Raw genomic sequence first — 22,326 nt, 5'->3', positions numbered from 1 at the left:
GACGTTTAACGACGAGATCATGCGTGATCTGCTGAGCAGCAGCCTGAAAACCGCCTCCATCGATGCGAACGGCTGGCATGATTGCTGCGAAGGTCCGGGTTCGGCAGAAGGCAAGTATATCGACTGGCTGACCATTAAAGACCAGGCACAAAGCGTGCTCGAAGATGTCATACGCATTAAGTCGCATCCTTTGGTTCCGTCCGATATTCCGGTTTACGGCTATATCTATGACGTGAAATCGGGGAAATTAATCGAAGTGCCTGAGGCAACCGAAGCGGGAAGAGTAAAATAGTGCAGCCATGTTCAGCCGTTATTATTGGTGTTGGTCCCGAGCAAGGACTCGGCGCGGCACTCGCCAGGTATTTCGCCACAAAAGGCTTGCACGTTTTTATCGCCGGCCGCAGCGAGGATAAGCTGCAGCGCGTTGCCGACGCGATCCGGCAAAAGGGGGGCTCGGCTACTCCCGTCATTGCCGATGCCACTGTCGGACGCGATGTCGAGCATTTGTTCAAGATGGCGCAGTTGGGCGGGTTTAAGATCGATATTGCTGCTTACAATGTAGACAGCAATATCCCATCGCCTTTGCTGGAAACCGATGAGGAAACCTTTACCAGGCTCTGGCAGCAGAACTGCCTGGGCGCATTCCTGTTCGGCAAAGCCGCCGTGAATGCTATGAAGGACAGAAAGCAGGGCACGCTGTTCTTTACCGGCGCGACGGCCTCACTGCGGGCCAAGCCGCCGTTTACGGCTTTTGCCTGCGCCAAAGCCGGTGTACGGGCCTTGGCTCAGGGCATGGCGCGGGAATTCGGGCCGCAGGGCATCCATGTTGTGCATGCCGTCATCGACGGTGTCATCGACGGCGACCGCGCCCGGCAGCAATTTCCGGATTACGTCAAGGCCAAGGGCAAGGAAGGGCTGTTGCAGCTGGAAGCGATTGCTCAGACTTACTGGGCTGTTCATGAGCAGCATCCGAGCGCATGGACGCACGAGCTGGATCTGCGCCCGTTCAAAGAACCGTTTTAGGAGAGTGTTATGCCGCAAACGAAAAACTGGTCCTTGCAAGGCGATTATTTTGAAACCTGCAACTGTAAAACGGCCTGTCCCTGTGTCTGGCTGCAACCGCCCAGCGAGGGCGATTGCAAGCTGCTGGTGGCCTGGCATATCGACCAGGGGCATCTGGACGGGCAATCGCTGGACGGACTGAATGTCGCGCTGGCCTGCTATGCGCCGGGACTGATGATAGACGGCGGCTGGCAGGCGGCTTTGTATGTCGATGAACGCGCAAGCGACAGTCAGTTCGATGCAATCGTGCAGATTTTCAGCGGCCAGAGGGGCGGTCATCCGGCTGTTCTGACCAGCTTTGTCGGCGAGATGCTGGGCGTCAAAAAAGTGAAAATCGATTATCAGGGGCAGGGCGTCAGCCGGCAGCTGACCATTCCCGGCATCGCCCAGGCCGAGATTGAAAGCATCGCGGGCATATCCGGCGGCCCGGCAACGATCAACAATCCGCCTTTGTGCGTGGTGACGAGCCATCCGTCCATTGTCAGCCGGTCAAAGCATTATCGTTATCAGGATTATGACAAGGACTGGACGTTTTCCGAGCGCAACGGCTATTTCTCGGCATTTACCTACACACCTTAGCAGTTTGTTTAAAGCCCAAATACCTATTCTGGCGGCTTTACTGGCGGTGATTCTTGTCGCCTGGGGCTGGCTCTTCTATCAGCACTGGCAGATGCTCTCACTGCCTATGTCGCAGATGTGGATGCCGCCCTCCGATACGGCGGCCTGGCGCGTTGCGGACTTTGCGCTGGTTTACAGCATGTGGGCGGTCATGATGGCGGCCATGATGCTGCCGTCCGTTATTCCCATGATCCTGGCTTTTCATCGTGTTTGCCGGCAGCGTACGATAAAGCACTATCGGCTCAGTTATCTGTTTACTTTGGCCTATTTAATGATCTGGTTTCTGTTCAGCAGCGTCCTGACACTGCTGCAATGGCAGTTTCATGGTTGGTCCTGGCTGTCGCCGATGATGGACAACCAAAGCACTGTACTGGCGGTCGGCGTTTTGTTCCTGGCCGGCATTTACCAGTTTCTGCCGATAAAAAACGCTTGCCTGACGCATTGTAAGTCCCCGATGGGCTTTCTGTTGAATGAATGGCGCGAAGGCGTTTCAGGCGCTCTGATCATGGGGCTCAGGCATGGGGCGGCCTGCCTGGGTTGCTGCTGGGCACAGATGTTGGTCATGTTCGCCGTCGGCGTTATGAATCTGCCGGCCATGGCGCTGATTACGCTGCTGGTTATTGCCGAGAAATGGCTGCCCGTCGAGTCGGCCGTTATCTGTAAAGCGGGCGGCGTCATTTTTATACTCTGGGGCGCTTTGCTGTGGACATTCCAGAGCTGATCATGGCTAGCCGGTTGCCGGAACAAAAGTTCAGGCCTACAGTCTACGCGTAAACAGCGGCAATCCCTGGAAGAATTGCCCTCAGACCGGTAATGACTGAAAAGGCCAATGTCATGACAGAAAAGACGCGAAAACTTGCAGATACTATTACCGCATTCGGCACATCCGACGGCAGCGGCGTCAAGCTCAAGCGCTGCATAAGCCGTAGACGGCAGGATCTGCTCGATCCGTTCATCCTGCTGGATGAATTTTGCACCGATAATCCTGACGATTATATCGGCGGCTTTCCCGAACATCCGCACCGGGGCTTTGAGACGGTCACGTATATGCTGGCAGGTGCGATGCGCCATCGCGATCACATGGGTAATGAAGGTCATTTGAAGCCCGGCTCTGTACAGTGGATGACAGCGGCTCACGGCGTTATCCATTCTGAAATGCCCGAGCAGGAACAGGGCCGGCTGCACGGCTTTCAGTTATGGATTAACCTGCCGGCCAGCGAAAAGATGAAACCGCCGCACTACCAGGAATTCGGCGCTGAAATGATTCCGGTCGTGCCGCTTGCTGATGGCGCCTATGTCAAAGTGATCGCCGGAGAGTTTATATCGGACTCCGGAAAGGTAACAGGGCCGGTAACGGGTGTTGCCACCCGTCCGCTTTATTTCGACGTCCTGCTGGCTGAAGGCCAAGATATTCATATCCCTGTGGGTGAACAGCAGACTGTCTTGATTTATGTTTATGAGGGTGATCTTAATGTCGGCGATTCGGACAATTCGTTGACAGAAGGTCAACTTGGCTTGCTGACGCCGGGCACCGATATTGAATTGAAGACGCACGGTTACGATTGCCGGTTTTTAGTATTGGCTGCCAGCCCGATCAGGGAGCCTGTCGTTCAATCCGGCCCTTTTGTCATGAATACGCATGAAGAAATTGAACAGGCTTTTCGCGATTATCGTGACGGCAGGTTAACGCTCTAAAAAGCCAAGCAATTTATCAAAGCTATTTGACTAAATAGCTCATCTATACTTTATCTTAAATGTTCCTTAAATATTATAATATGACGGATTACTCGTCGCCTCTAACAATAACAAAAGGAGAAATAATGAAGGCAAGCGTAAAAATTTTGACAGGTATGCTATTTATTATGCTGGCCGCATGTGCAACTAAAGAAGTCAAAGAGGAGAAAGAGGGCGAGACGCCTGCAACCACCGAAACACCAGCCGTGCCTGAAAGCACGGTTGATATGTCCGGCCAAAATCCGCCGCTTACGATCGTCAAAGATGATAAAACCCTGAAACTGGTCAGAATCATGGACGGTGGTATCTGCAAAAATGATTTTCAAGGCGTTAAAGGCGTGTTCCTGGTCTATGCAGATGCCGACGACATAGAACGTATCAAGCGCGAGAGAGGTCCGAAAGTCTTCGCTGACTTCGAAAATAAAATACAGACCTTCTCGATCAATGCTTTGGATGAAGCTGTTCAGGCTACTAATCTCGCCGAAGACCCTTTTTCTCTGGGAGAGGATGATGCGCAGCGGAAACTGGCCACACAACTGACTAAAAATTTCCGGAGCGCTGTGACGGTTCCCATTGATGCATTTCAAGAGGAAACAACATTAAATATAGATGTTGTTCCGTTCCCGCCGTCGCTTATTTTTTATCAGAAAGGTTGCGGAGCCAGTCAGCTTGAGCCGGAAACGGAAGGTCCGGGAGGGGCGGAAGGTCAATGAGGCTTAAGATTTGCTTCTTAGCCTCATCGGAATCTCGGTATCAGGCAGGCAGCCTGATTATCTCAGGAAAAGACCTGTTCTATACGCCTTCATCCTGCTTCTCGGGCAAGGGCAGGCGGTTAAGAGGTCGAATTTTGGTACGTTTTAAAGATGAAGATAGTTCTTTGATCAGAAAATGCAGCATCAGTGTGCTGATGCTGATCAGTAAGTTGATGAAATTTATCAGTTTATTATTAAACATAAAGCCGTCCTTTATTGCTTAAACTGAAGTTAACTTGTTTTTTGCTAAAGTTAACATTGAACGGACGCTATTGTTTCTGATAGATCAAAATGGTGCAATTGGGCCGATTACCTAGGTTTTTGTTAATGCAACGAAAATATATAAAAATCACTCAAAGGATTCTGCGATTTGCTTGGCCCGATAGTTCTCCGGATTTAATTGCTGGTTTGTTTTTTAACTTTGGTTTATAACCTGAAATCGATAACTGATGTTACGCATGAATCGACTATGTGCTGTTTTAGTATGCCGTGTAGATGCGAATTCACTTGTGCCCTTTACGGTATTCGCATTGCCTGTATATCCCGGTTGTCCTGGGTGGAATTAATTCGACCCTACAACGGCGTAATATCAGTTGATAGTCAAATAGAGAGAGGAGACTGACATGGGTTGGAGAGAACGCAAACAAGAAGAAACTTATTCCGATGCTGAAGTAGAAGCGCGACTGAAAGAAGAGTTGCCGCATTGGTATCTTGAAAACGGCTGGATTCGCCGCAAATACAAAACCAGCGGCTGGAAAGCGACGTTGATGGTTGTGAATACTATCGGGCATCTGGCCGAGGCAGCTTTTCATCATCCCGATCTCAGCGTTTCCTATGCCTTTGTGATCGTTAAATTAATGAATCATGAAGCTAAAGGTATTACCAATAAGGATTTTGAACTGGCCAGAAAAATCGAGGAAGTGATAGGTTGGCAGCCGGGCAAGGAAGGCGGTGCTTTGCAAGGCACGCCTGACGATCCGCGATTCAAATATATTAAATACGATTAAACGCGGCTTGCAGGATAATCCGTCAACGAAGTATATAATTTCGCAGTTTGATCCACGGAGGTCGAAATGAACGAAGATACTTTTAATATGGAAATCAGGAAATATCTCAAGAAAGTCGGCGTGTCATCGCAGCGGGAAATTGAGCATGCTGTCGCCCAGGCAATTCAAGCCGGAAAACTGGATGGATCAGAGACGCTCGATGTCTCGATGACGCTTAATATTCCTGCCATAGACCTGACTTACAATATCAAGGGCGGGATAGAACTGGAGTAGGTGTTTTTTCCGATGAGCAGGGATAGAAGCCTGCATGAGTTGTATTTACATCACTATGAACCCTAGCGCGTCTTCACTTTCTAAAAAATAAAAGGGTATTTTAATTTTACAGGCGTTTGGAGAACGGCTATGACTGAATTCAATCAGCAAGAAGATGTACAAGAGGCAGTCCGCGACGCGGTCGATTCGGGTTCCGATATTTACCAGCGGGTTAAGGATATTACCCTGAAAGCGCTGACGGCACGGCAACTGGATATGGATAATATTACCAAAGTGGCTGATGCTGTCGCTAAAGGTATTGGCGATGCCATAGGAAGTCAGGGCGAACACTCCAGAGAGGCTTTCACGCAGGCCGTCTCGGCCTTGGATGATGCTTTGGCGAAAGCCGCGGAAGCCTCGAAACTGGCTATTCAGGAAGCGGCTTCTAAGGTTAGCGACTATTCTCATTATGATTTTAACAAGGCCGCTGACGATATACAGCAACTGGAAACGATGTTTCTGGATACGGTGAAGAAAATTGCCAAAGACAGTAATCAAATTGTTGCCGACATCGTCAATGATTTTACGACGCACGCGCGACAAAGCGGAACGGCGGTCGGCGAGCAGGCCTCCATCGCCATGGACGCGCTGAAGGATTTGCCGAAGTTCAGCACAGGCTCGCTTATATCGAGCGCGATGGCGGCAACTTCCGCATTAGCCGAGATTGGCGGCGGCATTTTGGCAGGTATCGCTGAAAGCCTGCGTTCATCGCAAGCCAAAAAATAAAGCCGGCGTAATACATGCTATGGCAAATGTTAAGCGCTGCCAGGGATCTGGGCCGCGCTCAGGATATAGCAACCATACTGATACGTTATGGATTCGGCAGCTTTGTGCGCGTCCTGGGCATGGGGCAGGCGCTGGAGAAAGCCGGAAGAGTGCTGCATTGGCAGTATGTGGAAGAATATGTCAGGCTCGATACGCCGCAACGCGTCAGACGCGTGCTCGAGGATTTGGGGCCCACGTATATCAAGCTGGGGCAGATTATGGCTACCCGTGTCGACGTATTCCCACCCGCTTACATCGCAGAGTTTGAGAAGCTTCAGGATCAGGCGCCTCCCATCCCATTTGAAGAATTGCTGCCACAGATTGAAGAAGATATCGGAGGCGGCATTGACGAGGCTTTTGCCTATGTCGACAGGCAACCGCTGGCAGCCGCATCCATAGCACAGGTTCATAAAGCCCTTCTCAAGGATGGAACCCCGGTTATTTTAAAGGTTCGCCGGCCCGGTTTGCGCAAAATCATCGAAGCCGATTTGCGGCTTTTGCAACGCATTGTAGATATTGCCGAGTCCGAAGAGCCGGAGCTTCGGCGTTTTCATCCGCGAAATATCCTGCGTCAGTTCAACCAGTCCTTGCGCCGGGAACTCGATCTTGCCAGCGAGGGCAGAAATTCGGAACAGGTCGCTCTCAATTTAAGCAACGATCCGAATATCAGGATTCCCCAAGTTTATTGGCAGTGGACCTGCGAGAGACTGAATGTCCAGGAATACATTGAAGGCATACCCGGCAGGGATCTGGAGTCCCTGGAGAGAGACGGACTTGACAGAAAACTGCTGGCTGATCGCGGCGCGAAGGCCGTCATGCAAATGATCATGGAAGACGGCTTTTTTCATGCCGATCCGCATCCAGGCAATGTGTTTTACCTGCGCGACAATAAACTGGCCTTCATCGATTTCGGCATGATCGGCCGTTTGACCGAAGAGCGCCGGGAGCAGGTAGTCAGTTTATTGTACGGCATGGTCAACCATGCGCCTGCCAGGGTGGTTGAGATTCTTGAAGACTGGTCGGACAATCCGACGGTGGATGAACAGGCGCTTACCGTGGAGATAGAAGCGTTTGTCGATCAGTACAGTTCGCTTGCGGTCAAGGATCTGAGTCTGACGGACATGATGACCGACCTGATGGCGTTGCTAAGGGACCATAACTTGATTCTGCCGGCGGATCTGGCCCTGCTGATCAAGGCTTATATTACTTTGGACGGCCTCGGCAGACACCTTAATCCTGAGTTCAATACGCTGGTTTTCGCGGCGCCCTATCTTCAGGAAATCATGATGGACCGCTACAGGCCGGAAGCCATCACCAGACGCGGCTGGCGGAATCTGGTCAGTTTTGCCGATATGGTATCCAATTTGCCGAAAGATATGCGCAAACTGCTGCATGCTTCGCGCAAAGGCTCTTTCCAGGTCGATATCAACATCAAACATTTCGATTATTACGTCAATAAGAACGATAATGCCATGAGCCGGTTAACCATGGGCATTATAACCGCCGCGCTGATTATCGGCTCCTCCATTATCACGACGATAGAAAGAGGCCCTTATATATTCGGTATTCAGGCCTTCGCGTTTCTCGGCTTTACATGTGCGACTCTGGGATTTTTCTGGGTACTGGTTTCTATCTGGCAAAGCAACCATAGACGCTGATACCTGCTCATTGGCTTAAAGGATATAGGTATTGGGACTTATTTTTCCTTACTCGGGAAAGGGTAACAATGCCCATATCCAAGAATTAACTTCAGCTTCGTTTAGCAGGCTGGAAGGATCAGTCATGAAAAATCATAACGTCTCGAAAGGTATTCATGAACTGTATAAAGAGAATCCTGAAAAAGCTGATCAATTAATTTGGGGAAGGGAAGTCCATCCCATTACCCGAAGAGGGTTCTTGAAGAAAAGCGGATTGTGGGCTATGAGTGCGGCATTAGGCGCCAATATCCCTTTTGCCGATTATATGCCAAGTGGGCTGATACCGGCCGCTTTCGCCGATACCGATGAGCCTTTCCGCATTGCCGGCAAACATCCCGGCCTGATCGTGATAAACGATAGGCCTGTCAATGCGGAAACGCCGGCTCATCTGTTGGATGATTTAATCACGCCGGCCGATAAGTTATTCATCCGCAATAACGGCATTCCTCCTGAAAACATTGATCCAGCCGCCTGGATGCTGCGCATCGAAGGCGAATCCGTCAAATCCCACGCCCAGTTCAGCCTTGAAGATTTGAAACGTAAATTCAAGCATTATACCTATCAATTAACGATCGAATGCGCCGGTAATGGCAGAAGCGAGTTTAATCCGCCGGTCCCTGAAGGTCAGTGGACGGTCGGTGCTGTCGGTTGCCCCGAATGGACCGGCGTGCGTCTTCGGGATGTGCTTGAATCGGTAGGCATCAAGGATGATGCGGTTTATATAGGCTATTACGGGCGCGATACCCACATCAGCGGCAAATCCGGCCTTGAACCGATATCGAGAGGCGTGCCGATGAGCAAGGCGCTGGAAGATGAAACGCTGATCGCCTGGGCCATGAATGGCGCGGATATGCCCGTCATGAACGGGCATCCGCTGAGGCTGGTTTGCGGAGGCTGGTCGGGTTCCACGTCCGGAAAATGGCTCAGTAAAATCGTCGTGCGTAATAAAGTCCATGATGGCGCGAAAATGACCGGGTTGTCTTATAAACTGCCATGCCATCCCGTCGAGCCGGGGGAGAAGGTTATGGAAAAGGATATGTGCATTATCGAATCCATGCCGGTCAAATCGCTGATCACGTATCCAAAAACAGGCGCCATGATCAAGGCCGGCCAGAAACTGCCTTTGCGAGGCCATGCCTGGGCCGGAGACTTGAGCGTATCGGCGGTAGATACTTCGATTGATTTCGGCATGACTTGGCAGCGCAGCAGTCTGCAAGCGCCTAAAAACCGGTTGGCCTGGCAGCATTGGCGGACGGAACTGAATTTTCCCGGGCCGGGTTATTATGAGGTCTGGGCCAGGGCGACAGATAGTGCGGGACAAATGCAGCCCATAGTTGTACCGGGCTGGAACCCGAAAGGCTATCTGAATAATGCCTGTCATCGCATTGCTGTTAAAGTGATTTAGGCAGGCGAGGCATGAGATTATTCATTAGGGCTAAAATTTGCTTCCTGCTGTTATGTTTTGTGCCGCAGTTGATGGCGCAACAGAACATAGATGCTGAAACAGGCTTGATCATCGATCAGGGATTTGAAACGGTAAAAACAGAATGTACCGTTTGTCATTCGGCAAAACTGATCATTCAAAATAGAGCGACCCGCCAGGGTTGGCTGGAAACGATCCGCTGGATGCAAAATACCCAAGGATTACGTCAACTGCCTGCGGAAACAGAACGGGAAATATTGACTTATTTGGCAACAAATTATCCCCCCGAACAACAAGGCCGCCGTGCCAATCCGGTTGTCGAGGAATGGTATTGGCTAAACAGGGATCAATAGTTCTCTGGTTTAGTTACATAACTGACGTTACGCACGAATCGATCTATGTTCTATAGTAGTGTTACTGCAAACATTATGGTATTTGAGTCTCGGAGGGCATGGGTTAAGGCAGTCAATCTACGAAGGGAGTGGAATCGTTTTGGGTCGAATGAATTCGACCCTACAACGGCGTAACATCAGTTATAAAGAAAGAAAATATTGGCTAGTGTTATATAACTTATAGTTTCCATTCTTGGTGTGGGAGCCATGAATTAGGTAGGTAGGTATTTACACCTTATAATAGGATTTAAAGTATTGCAAACCATTTTTCCAGGTAAATTCGAGCTTGAATTACCTATAATGGATGAGCCAATTGACTGCGTAATATTGGGTATAGAAAACAATTTCTCCTAACTCTATCCGAAAGCTAAAATGGAAATAACTCAACCAGATATGGAAATGCTTTTTATATAATTATAAAAAAGCGCTTATTATTCAATTTTTCCCAAGATTATTCCTGTTTCGATCTTTATATTTATGCTGAAGCGTTTTGATTCAAATCTCATTTCCCTTAAAAAAAATAGTATCTCTGGTATAAGCCAGCGCATTAAAAAATTAATCACATTGTCATATATGGATTGTTTAATGGCTAAAAAACTGGGATTGTTGGTGTGTCTGATAGGAAGCTTTTCAGGCGCTTCTGAAGCCCGCTCTGTGAAGTCGCTGATAGAAATGCGGCACGAAAATGTTGTTATACAACAATGGGACCTAAGCTGTGGGGCTGCAGCTTTAACAACGTTATTAAATTATCAGCATGGCGATTTTGTAACGGAAAAAGAGGTTGCAAAAGAGCTTATGAACAGAGATGAATACATCAAGAATCCAATATTGGTCAATATTCGACAAGGTTTCTCGTTGCTGGACCTTAAGCGTTATGCGGATGGTCATGGTTATAAAGGGATCGGTTATGGTAAACTCACGCTCGATGACCTCATTAAAAAGGCTCCAATCATTGTTCCGATAAATGTCATGGGTTATAACCATTTTGTTATCTTTCGTGGGATACAGGACAACCGCGTGCTGCTAGCCGATCCTGCATGGGGTAACCGGACAATGCTTGTTGATATGTTTGAAAAGATGAGAATCGATTTTCCTAAAATAGGCAAGGTCGGTTTTGTAGTTACTAGGCTTGATGGAGCTGAGCCGCCCAATCGCTTGCAGCCTCAGCCACACGAGTTTGTTATGACAAGATAATTAGGTAAATAATGGACCCTAAAAATAATAATAATCGAATGAAAGCATCGGAACGCTCCATTCAACAACCCTGGAGAATTTCACCAGGGCTTATCTTGATGATCGGCACAGGGATGCTGGTATCGAGTTGGGGGTATGCGGCAGATAAAACATCGGACTCTAGCCTGCAGGATCAACTTATACAAAAAATCGCTGAACGGGATCAAGTAATCGCTGATCTTCAGCGTAGAGTGCAACTTTTGGAACAGCGCGCCGCAGCCCCTGAGGCCAATCGGCCTGCTGTCGCCAGCGGTCCTGCCGCCACACTGGCAAAGTCGCCTGCAAATCAGGCGCAAGTTCAAAAAGCTCCGGTCAAGACACAACAAGCCAGTGCGGCACCCGGTAGTTTTGAAATTGATGAAGATGCAGCTCAACGTGCATTGGAACGAACATTGGTTCAAACCGGCGCTTTGCTGTTACCCTTTGGTCAGGCGGAAATTCAGCCATTTGCTACCTATACACGAAGAGAAGATGATACGCCTCTTTTAATTAGGTCTCCTATAGGGCCTGTAACAGCAAATCAACGTATCCGCCGGGATGAAATCGATGCGGGTGCAAATATCTTGGTTGGCTTGCCTTTTGAATCTCAGCTTGAGGTGCGTGTTCCTGGCCGGTTTATTAATGAAGATGCGACTTTCTCAGCGCCGGGATTGTTCCCTAGCAATATGAAAGAGAGCGCTTCAACTTTCGGTGATGTCAGTGTCGGCCTAGCCAAAACTTTAATGCATGAAACGGATTGGCTTCCGGATGTGATAGGTCGAATTACATGGGATTCGGCGACTGGCAGTATTGAAGACAATAATATTCTTACGGGAATCGGATTTAATGATTTCATCGGATCACTGACATTCCTAAAACGCCAAGATCCATTGGCGTTCACCGGAAGAGTAGCTTACAAAACATCTTTAAAGGCAGAAGGCATAGAGCCGGGCGATCAAGTTGAATTTGCTGTCAACGCAATTTTGGCAGCCAGTCCACAGACATCTTTAAATATCGGTTTGCAGCAGGCATTTCTTCAGGAAACCAAGCTTAACAATATTAAAATACCAGGCAGCGATGGCGTTGTAAGCGCCTTTACTGCAGGCGCTTCATCAACCATTGGCCGCAACCTGTTTTTCTCTGTATTGGGTGGTGTTGGGTTGACAGAGGAATCACCCGATTATTTTCTCAACGTAACTATTCCGATCAGGTTTGATGTACCTAGATCAAAAATTTAGAGCGTAAGTTTTCCATAAAAATCACAAGGGCTTTCAGGCCGCAGCAGTACGCGCCCAAGCCCTTTCTAAACACATCCTGATGATTGATCGAGTCATCGCGGCAACAAAGCGTTTAAAAATACATGTAGAGCCAGTGGTTATTGCATTGGCTGGCCAAAGTTGATGCGGGATGGAGCTAAAACTAAAGATTGCATTCAAAGGTGGCAAGTACCGAACCATCCTCAGCAAGTGTTTCAAGCCGGGCATCGAATCCCCAGAGCCTGGCGACATGCTTTAGCACTTCATTTGCGCTTTGGGCCAGCGGCATACGGTGGTATTGAGTATGACGTAAAGTCAGCGAACGATCGCCCTTACGATCGACATGATAGACCTGGATGTTGGGTTCGTTACTGCCCAGGTTGTATTGTTCCGACAATGCCTGGCGAATATATTGATAACCTTGTTCATCATGAATGGAAGTCACCTCGATTTCTCTTTCCCTATAGTCATCCATAATAGAGAACAGTTTAAGGTCGCGAATAACCTTGGGCGATAGATACTGGCTGATAAAGCTCTCATCTTTGAAATTCTGCATGGCGAAATGCAGCGTTTTATTCCAGTCGCTGCCGGCCATTTCCGGAAACCAGTGTTTGTCTTCAGGCGTCGGGTTCTCACAGATTCTGCGGATATCGCTCATCATGGCAAAACCCAGCGCGTAGGGATTAATGCCCGAGTAGTACTTGCTGTCGAAGGGCGGCTGATAAACCACATTGGTATGCGATTGCAAAAATTCAATCATGAAACCATCCGTTACCAACCCTTCATCATAAAGCTGATTCAGAATCGTATAATGCCAAAAAGTGGCCCAGCCTTCATTCATCACCTGGGTCTGTCGCTGCGGATAAAAATACTGGGAAATTTTGCGTACGATGCGAATGATTTCACGCTGCCAGGGCTCCAGGAACGGCGCATTTTTCTCGATGAAGTAAAGGATATTTTCCTGGGGCTCTTCGGGGAACCGTACTTCTTCAGCGTCATGGCGCGGCATTTCCCTGGCGGGTATGGTGCGCCATAATTCGTTAATCTGAGATTGCAGGTAGGCTTCGCGCTCTCTCTGACGGGCCTGTTCTTCCTGCAAGGATAATCTGGATGGGCGTTTGTATCGGTCTACGCCGAAGTTTTTCAAGGCATGGCAAGAGTCGAGGATGGCCTCAACCTGTTCTTCACCATAACGCTCCTCGCAGTCCGCAATATAGTTTTTGGCAAACAGCAGGTAGTCGATAATGGAATCCGCACTGGTCCAGGTCTTGAATAAATAGTTCTTTTTGAAAAAGGAATTATGCCCATAAGCGGCATGCGCGATAACCAATGCCTGCATGGTCATGCTGTTTTCTTCCATGAGATAAGCAATGCATGGATTGGAATTGATCACAATTTCATAAGCCAGCCCCATCTGGCCTCTTTTATAGCGCTTCTCGTTTTTGACGAATTCCTTGCCGAACGACCAGTGGCTGTATCCGATGGGCATGCCGACCGAGGCATAAGCATCCATCATTTGTTCGGCGGTAATGATTTCGAGTTGAATAGGGTAGGTGTCCAAACCGAAGTTATTGGCGATTCGGGCTATTTCCGCGTGATATTTTTCTATCAGCTCAAATGTCCATTCCGATGTTTCTGATAGTGGCTTTCTGTTCATGCGCTTTGCTTTTCAAAAAGTTTACGGAATACGGGATAAATATCGGCTACCCCGGCAATACGTTGCATGGCAAAGTTGCTCCATTGACTTTTCAGAGTCAGGTATTCATGCCAGAGGTTCTGATGCCTGTCTTCGGTGATCTCGATATAAGCGTAATACTGCATATAAGGCATGATCTGCTCGGACAGTATTTTTGTGCAGTCTTTTGAATCATTATCCCAGTTATCCCCGTCCGAGGCTTGTGCCGCATAAATATTCCATTCGGAGGTCGGGAAACGCTCCTGAATGATCTTGCTCATCAGATTGAGTGCGCTGGATACTACTGTGCCGCCGGTTTCCCTGGAATAAAAGAAGGTTTCTTCATCCACTTCGCTGGCTTCAGTGTGATGCGAAATAAAGACAACCTGGATTTTTTCATAAGTGCGGGTCAGAAATAGATACAGCAGCATGAAGAATCGTTTTGCCATGTCCTTTTCCTCAGGCCCCATGGAGCCCGAGACATCCATAACGCAGAACATAACCGCTTGCGTGGACGGTTTGGGCCTGTCTATGCGGTTGTCATAGCGCAAGTCAAAAGTGTCGATAAAGGGAATCTGCTCGACTTTTTTCTTGAGCCGCTTGATCTCTTCGCGCAGTGCAATAACCACCGCATCGGTTTCGCTGTGGCGTTTGAGCAAATCCTCAAGTTTAGCTTCGGCTTCTGCGATACTGTTCAGATGCGGCGCGCGCAAAGCGATGCGCCGGCCCAGTGCGCCGCGCAACGAACGGATGACATTGATATTGGTCGGATTGCCTTCGCTGGTATGGCCAGCCCGCACTTTTTTGGTTTCCTGGATGGTTGCCAGTTTGGTCTTGACCAGATTGGGCAGTTCAAGATCTTCAAAGAAGAATTGCATGAATTCTTCACGGGTCAGCTCAAAGACGAAATCATCCAAGCCTTCACCGGTATTAGAAGCTTGACTGCCTCCTTGTCCGGCTCCGCCTTCGGGGCGCTCAATTTTGTCGCCTTTGCGGAATTCCTTATTGCCCGGATGGATGATTTCCCGATAGCCGCCCTGGCCGTGGTGGAAGAAAGGTTCGGAGGTGTCTCGCGCAGGGATAGAAACCTTCTCACCCTTATCCAGATCGGTCACGCTACGCTCGGTTACAGCGTCGGCAACCGCTTTTTTAATCTGGGTGCGAAAACGGCGAATAAATTTCTGCCGGTTAACGGCACTCTTATTCTTTCCGTTCAGGCGTCTATCTACAATTCGAGTCACAAATTTCTCCTCAAGCGTTAAGACGATTTACGTACTCTTAAATACCATTCGCTGAGCAATCGTACCTGTTTCTCTGTATAACCTTTTTCAACCATACGATCAATAAACTCTTCATGTTTTTTCTGATCTTCAGGCGATGCCTTGGCATTGAAGGAAATTACCGGCAGCAGATCTTCAGTGGTCGAAAACATTTTCTTTTCAATCACTGTACGCAACTTCTCGTAGCTGGTCCAGGCCGGGTTTTTGCCTCCATGTTTGGCACGCGCCCGCAGGACAAAGTTCACAATTTCATTGCGGAAATCTTTGGGATTACTGATGCCAGCAGGTTTCTCAATTTTTTCCAACTCGTCATTCAAGGCGCTTCGATCGAACATCTCGCCGGTATCGGGATCGCGGTAGTTGGTATCCTGTATCCAGTAGTCGGCATAGGTTACATACCGGTCGAAGATGTTTTGCCCGTATTCCGAATACGACTGCAGATAGGCGGTTTGAATTTCCTTGCCGATAAACTCTATATATTTCTGCGTCAGGTAGCCTTTAAGATAGGATAGATACCTTTCTTCAGTATCCGCCGGAAATTGTTCACGCTCGATCTGTTGTTCGATGACATACAAGAGATGAACCGGGTTGGCCGCGACTTCGGTATTATCGAAGTTGAACACCTTGGATAAGATCTTGAACGCAAAACGCGTGGACAAGCCAGTCATACCCTCATCGACGCCGGCATAATCGCGGTACTCCTGATAGGATTTGGCATGGGGATCGGTATCTTTCAGATTCTCGCCGTTGTAGACCCGCATCTTGGAGAAGATGTTGGAGTTTTCGGGCTCTTTCAGCCGGGACAACACCGCAAACTGCGCCATCATTTGCAACGTGCCGGGCGCGCACGGCGCATTATGCAGTGAACTATTCTCCAGCAGTTTTTCGTAGATTTTTATTTCTTCCGAGACGCGCAGGCAATAAGGCACTTTGACTATGTAAATACGATCGAGGAAAGCCTCATTGTTTTTATTGTTTCGGAACGCCAGCCATTCCGATTCATTCGAGTGCGCGAGAATAATGCCCTGGAACGGTATCGCCGGAAAACCTTCGGTACCTTTGTAATTGCCTTCCTGCGTTGCTGTCAGCAGCGGATGCAGAACCTTGATGGGCGCCTTGAACATTTCGACAAACTCAAGCAAGCCCTGGTTGGCCCGGCACAAACCGCCGGAATAGCTGTAGGCATCGGGATCGTCCTGTGAATATTTTTCCAGTTTGCGAATGTCGACTTTGCCCACCAGTGACGAAATATCCTGGTTGTTTTCATCGCCTGGTTCTGTTTTGGTGACGGCAATTTGCCTCAGGATGGAAGGGCGGATGCGCACAACTCTGAATTGGCGGATATCGCCATTAAATTCATACAGGCGTTTGGTCGCCCAGGGGGACATGATCGTGTTGAGATAGCGTCTGGGTATACCGTAATCTTTTTCAAGAATATCGCCATCTTCATCAATATTGAACAGCCCTAACGGCGACTCGAACACAGGCGAGCCTTTAATCGCATAAAAAGGCGTTTTTTCCATTAACAATTTAAGCCGTTCGGCCAGTGAGGATTTACCGCCGCCGACCGGGCCGAGCAGATAAAGAATCTGTTTCTTTTCTTCCAGGCCCTGTGCCGCATGCCTGAAAAACGAGACGATTTGCTCGATGACGTCTTCCATGCCATAAAACTCGCGGAATGCGGGATAAATCCTGATGACTTTATTGGAAAAAATCCGGCTGAGCCGGGGATCATTATGCGTATCGAGCAGTTCCGGCTCGCCGATAGCCGCCAGCATGCGTTCTGCAGGGCTGGCATAAGTTAGCGGATCTTTTTTACAGAGTTCCAGATATTCCGGAAGCGTTAATTCCTCTTCCTTCAATTCTTCAAACTTTGAGGTATAGCGTTCAAATATGCTCATTACAACCCCCACATGGTTAGTTCTGTTTTATCAATACGACATCAATATAGACCATGTGTTCACGCATTATCTCCATCGGCACTATTAATTAAAGCTGAACGGGCAGTGCTATGGTTCAACTTGTGTCATGAAAAATGCTGCAAATTCATGGTAGCGGTTATCTAATACAAGAAACAAATCGTTAAAATTCAATTTTTACAATGGTTTGTTTACATTTAAAACTAAAAAAAGTCCAGTCATTAAATAGACAGCCGATTTAGCGGAATAGCTTAAGTTTTTTTTGATGAAAGGACTTTTCTTCAATAATGCGGCTATTTTTTGTCATCCGGGTGTTCGTCGTCATCCAGATATAAGGCTTTAATCAACTCTCTTTCCTCCGGAGCAAGCGCGAGCCACGGGTGTTCCTTTTCATACTGGCTTCGATCGGGAAGTTCCTGCAGCCTACGATCCTCCACACGCCGGTCCTCATTGCTGCGCCTTTCTCCTTTTCGTCGATCAGTCTTTGGCCATGCCAGATGATTTTTCTTTATGTTTTCTACCCATTCCGGCGAACCGAATTCATGAGGGCAGGTGCGTCTATCAGCTTTGCGTCGTTCTTCCGCCGAGCGCCGTTCCCCCCGGCGCATGTCAATTATTTTCATTTCCTATTGCCTTATACTGAACAATTTTTTCATCAAGGACAGGCTGATACTTTAGAAAGTTCAACTTATCCGGGCACGTCTAGCGCCAGGAATAAGGGAAGATCAGCTTGTCGGTTCTTTAAGATTACAAGTTTTCATAACGGTTCATATCAAATAGCCCGGCTGCCCCAGGCTGTTCTTTCAAGTATTTTTGATTGAACCAGTCATAATATAGCCATATTTCCGGATTATTGCGGCGAATGCCATAACGATTGTAAAAAAATTCTTTCTCGGCTTCAGTTCGGGTATGTTTCAGGTGCTCAATAAATTCCGGGAGCTGCCGTATTGGCACACTCAAAAACATATTGGGGTAGCTGCCAAGAAATCCTGGCACAACGGTCAGTGTATCCTGTTCAGGCTCTCGTCTCAGGCTTTCTGCAAAGATAAACGAGACGTTCGATAGTTTTTGATTTCGGATCAGTGTGTAGACGAGATCCTTGTCAGGGTCGGCCGTTTTTATTCGCAGAAATGACACTTCAGGCAAGGCTTCGATTTGGTAGCCTTTTAAACCGGCCAATTGGCGCATCATGGCATCTGCCTGCTGCTGATCGGGAGAACTGTTCGCTCTCATGCACGATTCTTTCGGGCAACGATTGATCAAATCAGGTTCTCCGCCCGCAAGCCCCAAACGTTGCTGGACTCTTTCAAAAAATTCCTTTTTATAGTCGCTGGTCTGATAGCTGATAGCCGTTTCCTTGTCGATGCCATACAAGGGCTTGTCGAAAAAGCCGAACAGCTTGGCATCGACGCCTTGATACCAGGAATCGCGCATCGCTTTTCGATGCTGCGCCGGAATGAACCGGAGAAAATTATTTTCAGCTTCCATGCGCAATGAATCCATGTACAAGCGCGTAGTCACTTGATGTCCGGCCGTGCCGTAGACGTTAAAGCCGGCGACGAGCAAGTAATGGATGCGCTCGAATAAAGGATAATCGACGACCCAAGCCGTCAGCGGCGTCTTGCCCACCAGTCCTTTTACCACCGTGGCATTGTCAAAATGCCGAAAGACCGTTAACAACGCATTGTCATTATGGCCGTCGCCATCCCATATCAGATTGAAATCGACATCGTGATGCCTTAGCAGGGCTTTATGAATGAAAGTTTCTTTTTTATCGACATATTGCTGTTGCAGTCTGTTAACGTCAAGCCATGAAATTAAACCGATCTTTTCGCCTTCGGAAGCGGGCATGCGCAAGTAGTGATTGTTTTCAGCCAGGAATTCGGTGCTTTCCTGCATAAAGTCATTTTGAGGCTTGATGAAGGCTACCCAGAACTGATCGCGGATAACGTTAACCGCAGCCTGGCCCCGGCAGACAGGCCCTTTAATGAAACCTGAAAAGAAGTATTGCGCATCGTCGAGCAGGAACTGATAGCGTGAAATGGCCGGCAACTGGCTGAAGGTGTTGAACGGGTTGGCGGCCGACTGCGGGTCATAGCCGGGCAGCTGAGTGACCGTGTACTCAGGCTTGAGAAACAGTTCCTGCAAGCGCTGCATTTTGCTGTCGCTTAATTCATAAACAAAATGGTTTTTATCGACGATGGTGGAGGTAACAGGGCGTAGCCGATAATAAAACCGTTCGATGCCGGGGGCGTCGAACGGACGAATACTTTTCAACTCTTCGACAGCTTGCCCCGAAGGCGTTTTGGAGCGGACCAGCTTATAAAATTCGTTGGCCGGATGGTCTTTGAAATGCAGATCGCCGATATACAGATGTTCATAAATATAGCGCGCGACCAATTGCTGCTTCAGTGATGGAGCGTTAAGGAACTGTTCCCATTTTTCAATTTCAGCGGTTGCGGCAGGCGACAACGAAGGGTGAATATCGGCTTTAGCCCCATCTCTGAGCCAGCTTAACAGCGTATCTTCCTGATCTTGAGTAAGCGGCGGCAAACCGTAGGGCATGCCCCAAAGCGGATGGTCGTGCTGGTAGTCTTCAAATTCGTCAAGAGTAGGGCATTGCAAGGAACGCTCCAGCTCAAGTTCTATGGATTTCGGCAATTTGCCGTTCGATGGCAAGGGATTATAGCGCTTTAACTGTATCAGCCGTGCGATCAGCGAGTTGTTCAGGTTGTCCTCAGGTGACGAAAATTGTTCATTCAAAACCGGAAAGAAGCCTTTCAACCTCCAGCCGGCGGTTGTGGTTTCATCGATGTACAGCCTGGACGGCTCCTGCGCAATTAGTCTCTCATGATCATAGACGGTCTTTTTGCTGGCGCCTCGGTCTATACCTTCAAAAGAGCTTAATTTCAGCTGGCAAGGGGAGTCATAGCAGGAATGGCAGGCGACACAACGCGAATCCAGGATGGGCTTGACATCGTTAGAGTAGGAAACCTGGCGAAATGGCCGGTTAAGATCGACAGGCCGAAACGCTTGCGGTTTGATGGCGGCCGGATTGTTCGTGCTTGCAAAATTTATCGTGTTATAAGCAAAGACGAGGCAGCTTGCGAGGATAAAAAATAAAAGACTGTATAGCTTTGAGCCAACGATTCTAATCATTATTAAGTCACTGAATTCCGTTATCAGGGCTATTTTTATAAAGTTTAAGTTGGGTTCCACGCAGGAACGCTTGTTATGGCTGGCTGTATCAGTCTGCCGGAAAGGCCAGGCGTGATATAACTAGAGCGATCTCGCCAGGCGATGCAGCGCTTCACCGCCATGATTAAACAACGGCCAGCCGTCGCCGGTCAATACGGCTTTGATACCTGGCAGATCAGCCAAACGTTTGACCGATTGAATAGCTTCGTTCACATCCATCAGCTTGTTTTCCGGCAACATGCATAATTCACCGCCGATGTGGCAACGAATTAAATCGCCTGTTATCAACGTGCTATGCTCCAGGACCAAGGCAAGCTCTCCCGGTGTTTTGGAGCCCTCGAGCTCAAAAGCTACCAGACCGGGAACGACTTCTTCATTATCGTAAAGCCAGCGGTGGCAAGAAAGCGGGAAAGTGTCCTCTTCGGCGGCAGGGCCACAAAGCAGGGCGCCTGTTTCACTGGCAATATGTTCGGCATCACGGCAATGGTCGCTATTGGTGATGACTATGAGGCTGACGCCGCCAAGTCTTTGCAGATGGCTGTGATCATGTTCGGACAAGGGCAAGGGGTCGATCAATACATTGCCGCCATTGCGCACCCACAGCACGCTGTGGAAATCCAGATTTTTTTCCGGATCAAATACAGACCAGCCAAACAAATCTTTTCGATGCAACTGTTTCATGATGGCGCTCTCATTGATCTCTAAGATTCCGGTTGTTGATGGGGCTTATCTGTCCGGTGAGGGCAATGGTTCACCAGAAGTTAATACCCAGGCCTTCCCGGTATTTGTTAAGTGCGTTGCCCTCATTTGTAGATTGGGTAAGCGTATCAGTTTTGGCGGCCATAATAAAATCATTAAGATGCAGACCTTTGATTTTGCGGGTGCACCAGCAGACTGTTACTTGTCCCCACTCCGTTATAATCGTGGGATGGTGGCCTTCCTGCTCGGCCAAGGCGCCGACTTTATTGGTAAAGGATAGGGCTTCTTTAAAGTCGCTGAATCGGAATGTCCGGGACAGATGCCGGACGCCATCCGTCTGGATTAATATCCAATCCTTCAGTTGCGGCATAAGCTCATCGATCTCTTCTTGAGATAATAAGGGCGCACCGGTTCGGCAAGCTTCACATTTTTTTTTCGCCAATTCATTCATTGGAAGTCCTCTTTTTATTGATGCCACCAATAATGACAAGATGCCGTTATATTTGGTTGCGAATTATCGGAAATGATTGCTGTGTTTGTGCAATTGCCGGCGCGTCTCCGCTTTTTTAAAAAATTGATGCCGGGTTTCCTCATCTACTTTCGTCCAACTGACGATTTCATCGAGCGAACGAAAACAACCGAGACAAATATCAGCTTTATTCAGGCAACATTGCCGGATACATGGCGACGGGATGCTTTCTGGCGCGGAATTCATTTACTGTGCCGGTTAGTGTTCTGTGAGGGTTGAGCCAAATGTTTTAAAACGCTCCAGAGAGACGATATGTTTGAGCGTTTTTCGGTAAGTATCAGCGTAATGGCAATTTCTTCAGCGGCGGCAAGCGTGCAAAAAATGGCGGCAAGCCTGAATGGCCAGGCCGGACCTCCCAAAAATAACACATACAACGTCAACGCCATTGCCGCCGCCGCTAATTTGACCGTCCATGTATGATAACTGGTAAAGGAACCGAATTTGATCATGCCTACGATCGATGGCAGCAGGTAGCTGCCGATAATCAGAAGCACATAAATCAGCTCACGGCTGACCACATCGGGCCACAGCCACCATGCGCTGATTGCGATGACTAAATAAATGATGACATCGGCCCAGCTGTCGAGCGTGGCGCCGAACTGGGTTACTTGCCCGGTCAGGCGTGCGGCGATGCCGTCCAGTGCATCGGAAAGAAAGGATACGGCCAATAAAATCAGAAACGGGTTCTTGTAGTCATGCCAAGCCAGCCACAATAGCACCGGTGCGGCCGCGAACCGAAAGCAGGTCAGCAGATTGGGCAGAGTCAATAATTCCGGATTGATCTTCAGATTCATAG

General features: G+C 48.6%; 23 protein-coding genes and 1 pseudogene. 14 read left to right on the top strand and 10 right to left on the bottom strand.

Going from position 1 to position 22,326, the window contains the following annotated elements; translation table 11 throughout:
• The 6 genes and pseudogenes from IT781_RS04375 to IT781_RS04350 form a co-directional block, all read left to right on the top strand.
• Window positions 1–292, top strand: a pseudogene (locus IT781_RS04375) (carbonic anhydrase); the annotation flags it as partial.
• A complete protein-coding gene (locus IT781_RS04370) occupies window positions 289–1,023 on the top strand; it encodes an SDR family NAD(P)-dependent oxidoreductase (protein ID WP_194968924.1) in 735 nt (244 codons plus the stop codon). The pseudogene IT781_RS04375 and the gene IT781_RS04370, both read left to right, overlap by 4 nt.
• Before the next feature lie 9 nt (window positions 1,024–1,032).
• Window positions 1,033–1,641, top strand: a complete 609-nt coding sequence (locus tag IT781_RS04365; RefSeq protein ID WP_194968914.1) for a DUF1326 domain-containing protein — start codon at window positions 1,033–1,035, stop codon at window positions 1,639–1,641.
• Between the two features lie 4 nt (window positions 1,642–1,645).
• On the top strand, window positions 1,646–2,401 hold the full coding sequence (locus IT781_RS04360) for a DUF2182 domain-containing protein (RefSeq protein WP_228778913.1): 756 nt from the start codon (window positions 1,646–1,648) through the stop codon (window positions 2,399–2,401).
• 113 nt (window positions 2,402–2,514) lie between these two features.
• Entirely contained in the window at window positions 2,515–3,375 is an 861-nt protein-coding gene (locus IT781_RS04355) for a pirin family protein (RefSeq protein WP_194968912.1), read from the top strand.
• A 125-nt stretch (window positions 3,376–3,500) separates the two neighbouring features.
• On the top strand, window positions 3,501–4,127 hold the full coding sequence (locus IT781_RS04350) for a hypothetical protein (protein WP_194968911.1): 627 nt from the start codon (window positions 3,501–3,503) through the stop codon (window positions 4,125–4,127).
• A 79-nt stretch (window positions 4,128–4,206) separates the two neighbouring features.
• On the opposite strand, the gene IT781_RS04345 is transcribed toward IT781_RS04350, so the two are convergent.
• Window positions 4,207–4,368, bottom strand: coding sequence for a hypothetical protein (locus IT781_RS04345; RefSeq protein ID WP_194968910.1), 162 nt, complete (start codon window positions 4,366–4,368; stop codon window positions 4,207–4,209).
• Between the two features lie 421 nt (window positions 4,369–4,789).
• On the opposite strand from IT781_RS04345, the gene IT781_RS04340 reads away from it, so the two are divergent.
• The 8 genes from IT781_RS04340 to IT781_RS04305 all read left to right on the top strand — a co-directional run bounded on the left by IT781_RS04340 (window position 4,790) and on the right by IT781_RS04305 (window position 12,212).
• Entirely contained in the window at window positions 4,790–5,173 is a 384-nt protein-coding gene (locus tag IT781_RS04340; RefSeq protein ID WP_194968909.1) for a 4a-hydroxytetrahydrobiopterin dehydratase, read from the top strand.
• 66 nt (window positions 5,174–5,239) lie between these two features.
• Window positions 5,240–5,446, top strand: a complete 207-nt coding sequence (locus tag IT781_RS04335) for a DUF6494 family protein (RefSeq protein WP_194968908.1) — start codon at window positions 5,240–5,242, stop codon at window positions 5,444–5,446.
• Window positions 5,447–5,575: 129 nt separating this feature from the next.
• Window positions 5,576–6,211 (top strand): DUF6781 family protein, encoded by a 636-nt coding sequence (locus IT781_RS04330; protein ID WP_194968907.1) that lies wholly within the window; start codon window positions 5,576–5,578, stop codon window positions 6,209–6,211.
• A gap of 14 nt (window positions 6,212–6,225) precedes the next feature.
• Window positions 6,226–7,908, top strand: coding sequence for an AarF/ABC1/UbiB kinase family protein (locus IT781_RS04325; protein WP_194968906.1), 1,683 nt, complete (start codon window positions 6,226–6,228; stop codon window positions 7,906–7,908).
• A 124-nt stretch (window positions 7,909–8,032) separates the two neighbouring features.
• Entirely contained in the window at window positions 8,033–9,352 is a 1,320-nt protein-coding gene (locus tag IT781_RS04320) for a sulfite oxidase (RefSeq protein ID WP_194968905.1), read from the top strand.
• A 59-nt stretch (window positions 9,353–9,411) separates the two neighbouring features.
• The gene (locus IT781_RS04315; protein WP_370526927.1) at window positions 9,412–9,723 is read left to right on the top strand and encodes a hypothetical protein; all 312 of its coding nucleotides are present in this window, start codon (window positions 9,412–9,414) and stop codon (window positions 9,721–9,723) included.
• A 624-nt stretch (window positions 9,724–10,347) separates the two neighbouring features.
• Window positions 10,348–10,956, top strand: a complete 609-nt coding sequence (locus IT781_RS04310; RefSeq protein ID WP_228778912.1) for a C39 family peptidase — start codon at window positions 10,348–10,350, stop codon at window positions 10,954–10,956.
• Window positions 10,957–10,967: 11 nt separating this feature from the next.
• Window positions 10,968–12,212 (top strand): hypothetical protein, encoded by a 1,245-nt coding sequence (locus IT781_RS04305; RefSeq protein ID WP_194968904.1) that lies wholly within the window; start codon window positions 10,968–10,970, stop codon window positions 12,210–12,212.
• 181 nt (window positions 12,213–12,393) lie between these two features.
• Here the strand turns inward: IT781_RS04305 and IT781_RS04300 are convergent, their stop codons facing one another.
• From IT781_RS04300 to IT781_RS04260, 9 genes are all read right to left on the bottom strand, one after another.
• Window positions 12,394–13,887 (bottom strand): SpoVR family protein, encoded by a 1,494-nt coding sequence (locus tag IT781_RS04300; protein WP_194968903.1) that lies wholly within the window; start codon window positions 13,885–13,887, stop codon window positions 12,394–12,396.
• Entirely contained in the window at window positions 13,884–15,146 is a 1,263-nt protein-coding gene (locus IT781_RS04295) for a YeaH/YhbH family protein (protein WP_194968902.1), read from the bottom strand. Before IT781_RS04295 ends, IT781_RS04300 begins: the two co-directional genes overlap by 4 nt.
• Before the next feature lie 17 nt (window positions 15,147–15,163).
• A complete protein-coding gene (locus tag IT781_RS04290) occupies window positions 15,164–17,086 on the bottom strand; it encodes a PrkA family serine protein kinase (protein ID WP_194968901.1) in 1,923 nt (640 codons plus the stop codon).
• A gap of 311 nt (window positions 17,087–17,397) precedes the next feature.
• Window positions 17,398–17,727 (bottom strand): hypothetical protein, encoded by a 330-nt coding sequence (locus IT781_RS04285; RefSeq protein WP_194968900.1) that lies wholly within the window; start codon window positions 17,725–17,727, stop codon window positions 17,398–17,400.
• Between the two features lie 124 nt (window positions 17,728–17,851).
• Complete coding sequence (locus tag IT781_RS04280; RefSeq protein WP_194968899.1) at window positions 17,852–20,263, bottom strand: fatty acid cis/trans isomerase; 2,412 nt, start codon at window positions 20,261–20,263, stop codon at window positions 17,852–17,854.
• A 120-nt stretch (window positions 20,264–20,383) separates the two neighbouring features.
• A complete protein-coding gene (locus IT781_RS04275) occupies window positions 20,384–20,983 on the bottom strand; it encodes an MBL fold metallo-hydrolase (RefSeq protein WP_194968898.1) in 600 nt (199 codons plus the stop codon).
• 70 nt (window positions 20,984–21,053) lie between these two features.
• Window positions 21,054–21,452: a 4a-hydroxytetrahydrobiopterin dehydratase gene (locus IT781_RS04270; RefSeq protein WP_194968897.1), complete on the bottom strand. Its 399-nt coding sequence runs from the start codon at window positions 21,450–21,452 to the stop codon at window positions 21,054–21,056.
• Between the two features lie 63 nt (window positions 21,453–21,515).
• Window positions 21,516–21,716 carry a DUF1289 domain-containing protein gene (locus IT781_RS04265; RefSeq protein ID WP_194968896.1) on the bottom strand — a complete coding sequence of 67 codons (201 nt, stop codon included), beginning with the start codon at window positions 21,714–21,716 and terminating at the stop codon, window positions 21,516–21,518.
• Window positions 21,713–22,324 (bottom strand): CDP-alcohol phosphatidyltransferase family protein, encoded by a 612-nt coding sequence (locus tag IT781_RS04260; protein ID WP_228778911.1) that lies wholly within the window; start codon window positions 22,322–22,324, stop codon window positions 21,713–21,715. Before IT781_RS04260 ends, IT781_RS04265 begins: the two co-directional genes overlap by 4 nt.
• Window positions 22,325–22,326: the final 2 nt, after the last annotated feature.

Source organism: Methylobacter sp. BlB1 (assembly GCF_015476545.1).
In the GTDB taxonomy this organism is placed as follows: domain Bacteria; phylum Pseudomonadota; class Gammaproteobacteria; order Methylococcales; family Methylomonadaceae; genus Methylobacter.
This window is presented reverse-complemented; position numbering and strand designations above follow the sequence as displayed.

Excerpts from the sequence above, each read along its gene's own strand:
- IT781_RS04365 (WP_194968914.1), top strand. The coding sequence starts at position 1,033 with ATGCCGCAAACGAAAAACTGGTCCTTGCAAGGCGATTATTTTGAAACC.
- IT781_RS04355 (WP_194968912.1), top strand. The coding sequence starts at position 2,515 with ATGACAGAAAAGACGCGAAAACTTGCAGATACTATTACCGCATTCGGC.
- IT781_RS04350 (WP_194968911.1), top strand. The coding sequence starts at position 3,501 with ATGAAGGCAAGCGTAAAAATTTTGACAGGTATGCTATTTATTATGCTG.
- IT781_RS04345 (WP_194968910.1), bottom strand. The coding sequence starts at position 4,368 with ATGTTTAATAATAAACTGATAAATTTCATCAACTTACTGATCAGCATC.
- IT781_RS04340 (WP_194968909.1), top strand. The coding sequence starts at position 4,790 with ATGGGTTGGAGAGAACGCAAACAAGAAGAAACTTATTCCGATGCTGAA.
- IT781_RS04335 (WP_194968908.1), top strand. The coding sequence starts at position 5,240 with ATGAACGAAGATACTTTTAATATGGAAATCAGGAAATATCTCAAGAAA.
- IT781_RS04330 (WP_194968907.1), top strand. The coding sequence starts at position 5,576 with ATGACTGAATTCAATCAGCAAGAAGATGTACAAGAGGCAGTCCGCGAC.
- IT781_RS04325 (WP_194968906.1), top strand. The coding sequence starts at position 6,226 with ATGCTATGGCAAATGTTAAGCGCTGCCAGGGATCTGGGCCGCGCTCAG.
- IT781_RS04320 (WP_194968905.1), top strand. The coding sequence starts at position 8,033 with ATGAAAAATCATAACGTCTCGAAAGGTATTCATGAACTGTATAAAGAG.
- IT781_RS04310 (WP_228778912.1), top strand. The coding sequence starts at position 10,348 with ATGGCTAAAAAACTGGGATTGTTGGTGTGTCTGATAGGAAGCTTTTCA.
- IT781_RS04305 (WP_194968904.1), top strand. The coding sequence starts at position 10,968 with ATGGACCCTAAAAATAATAATAATCGAATGAAAGCATCGGAACGCTCC.
- IT781_RS04300 (WP_194968903.1), bottom strand. The coding sequence starts at position 13,887 with ATGAACAGAAAGCCACTATCAGAAACATCGGAATGGACATTTGAGCTG.
- IT781_RS04290 (WP_194968901.1), bottom strand. The coding sequence starts at position 17,086 with ATGAGCATATTTGAACGCTATACCTCAAAGTTTGAAGAATTGAAGGAA.
- IT781_RS04285 (WP_194968900.1), bottom strand. The coding sequence starts at position 17,727 with ATGAAAATAATTGACATGCGCCGGGGGGAACGGCGCTCGGCGGAAGAA.
- IT781_RS04280 (WP_194968899.1), bottom strand. The coding sequence starts at position 20,263 with ATGATTAGAATCGTTGGCTCAAAGCTATACAGTCTTTTATTTTTTATC.
- IT781_RS04275 (WP_194968898.1), bottom strand. The coding sequence starts at position 20,983 with ATGAAACAGTTGCATCGAAAAGATTTGTTTGGCTGGTCTGTATTTGAT.
- IT781_RS04270 (WP_194968897.1), bottom strand. The coding sequence starts at position 21,452 with ATGAATGAATTGGCGAAAAAAAAATGTGAAGCTTGCCGAACCGGTGCG.
- IT781_RS04265 (WP_194968896.1), bottom strand. The coding sequence starts at position 21,716 with ATGAATTCCGCGCCAGAAAGCATCCCGTCGCCATGTATCCGGCAATGT.
- IT781_RS04260 (WP_228778911.1), bottom strand. The coding sequence starts at position 22,324 with ATGAATCTGAAGATCAATCCGGAATTATTGACTCTGCCCAATCTGCTG.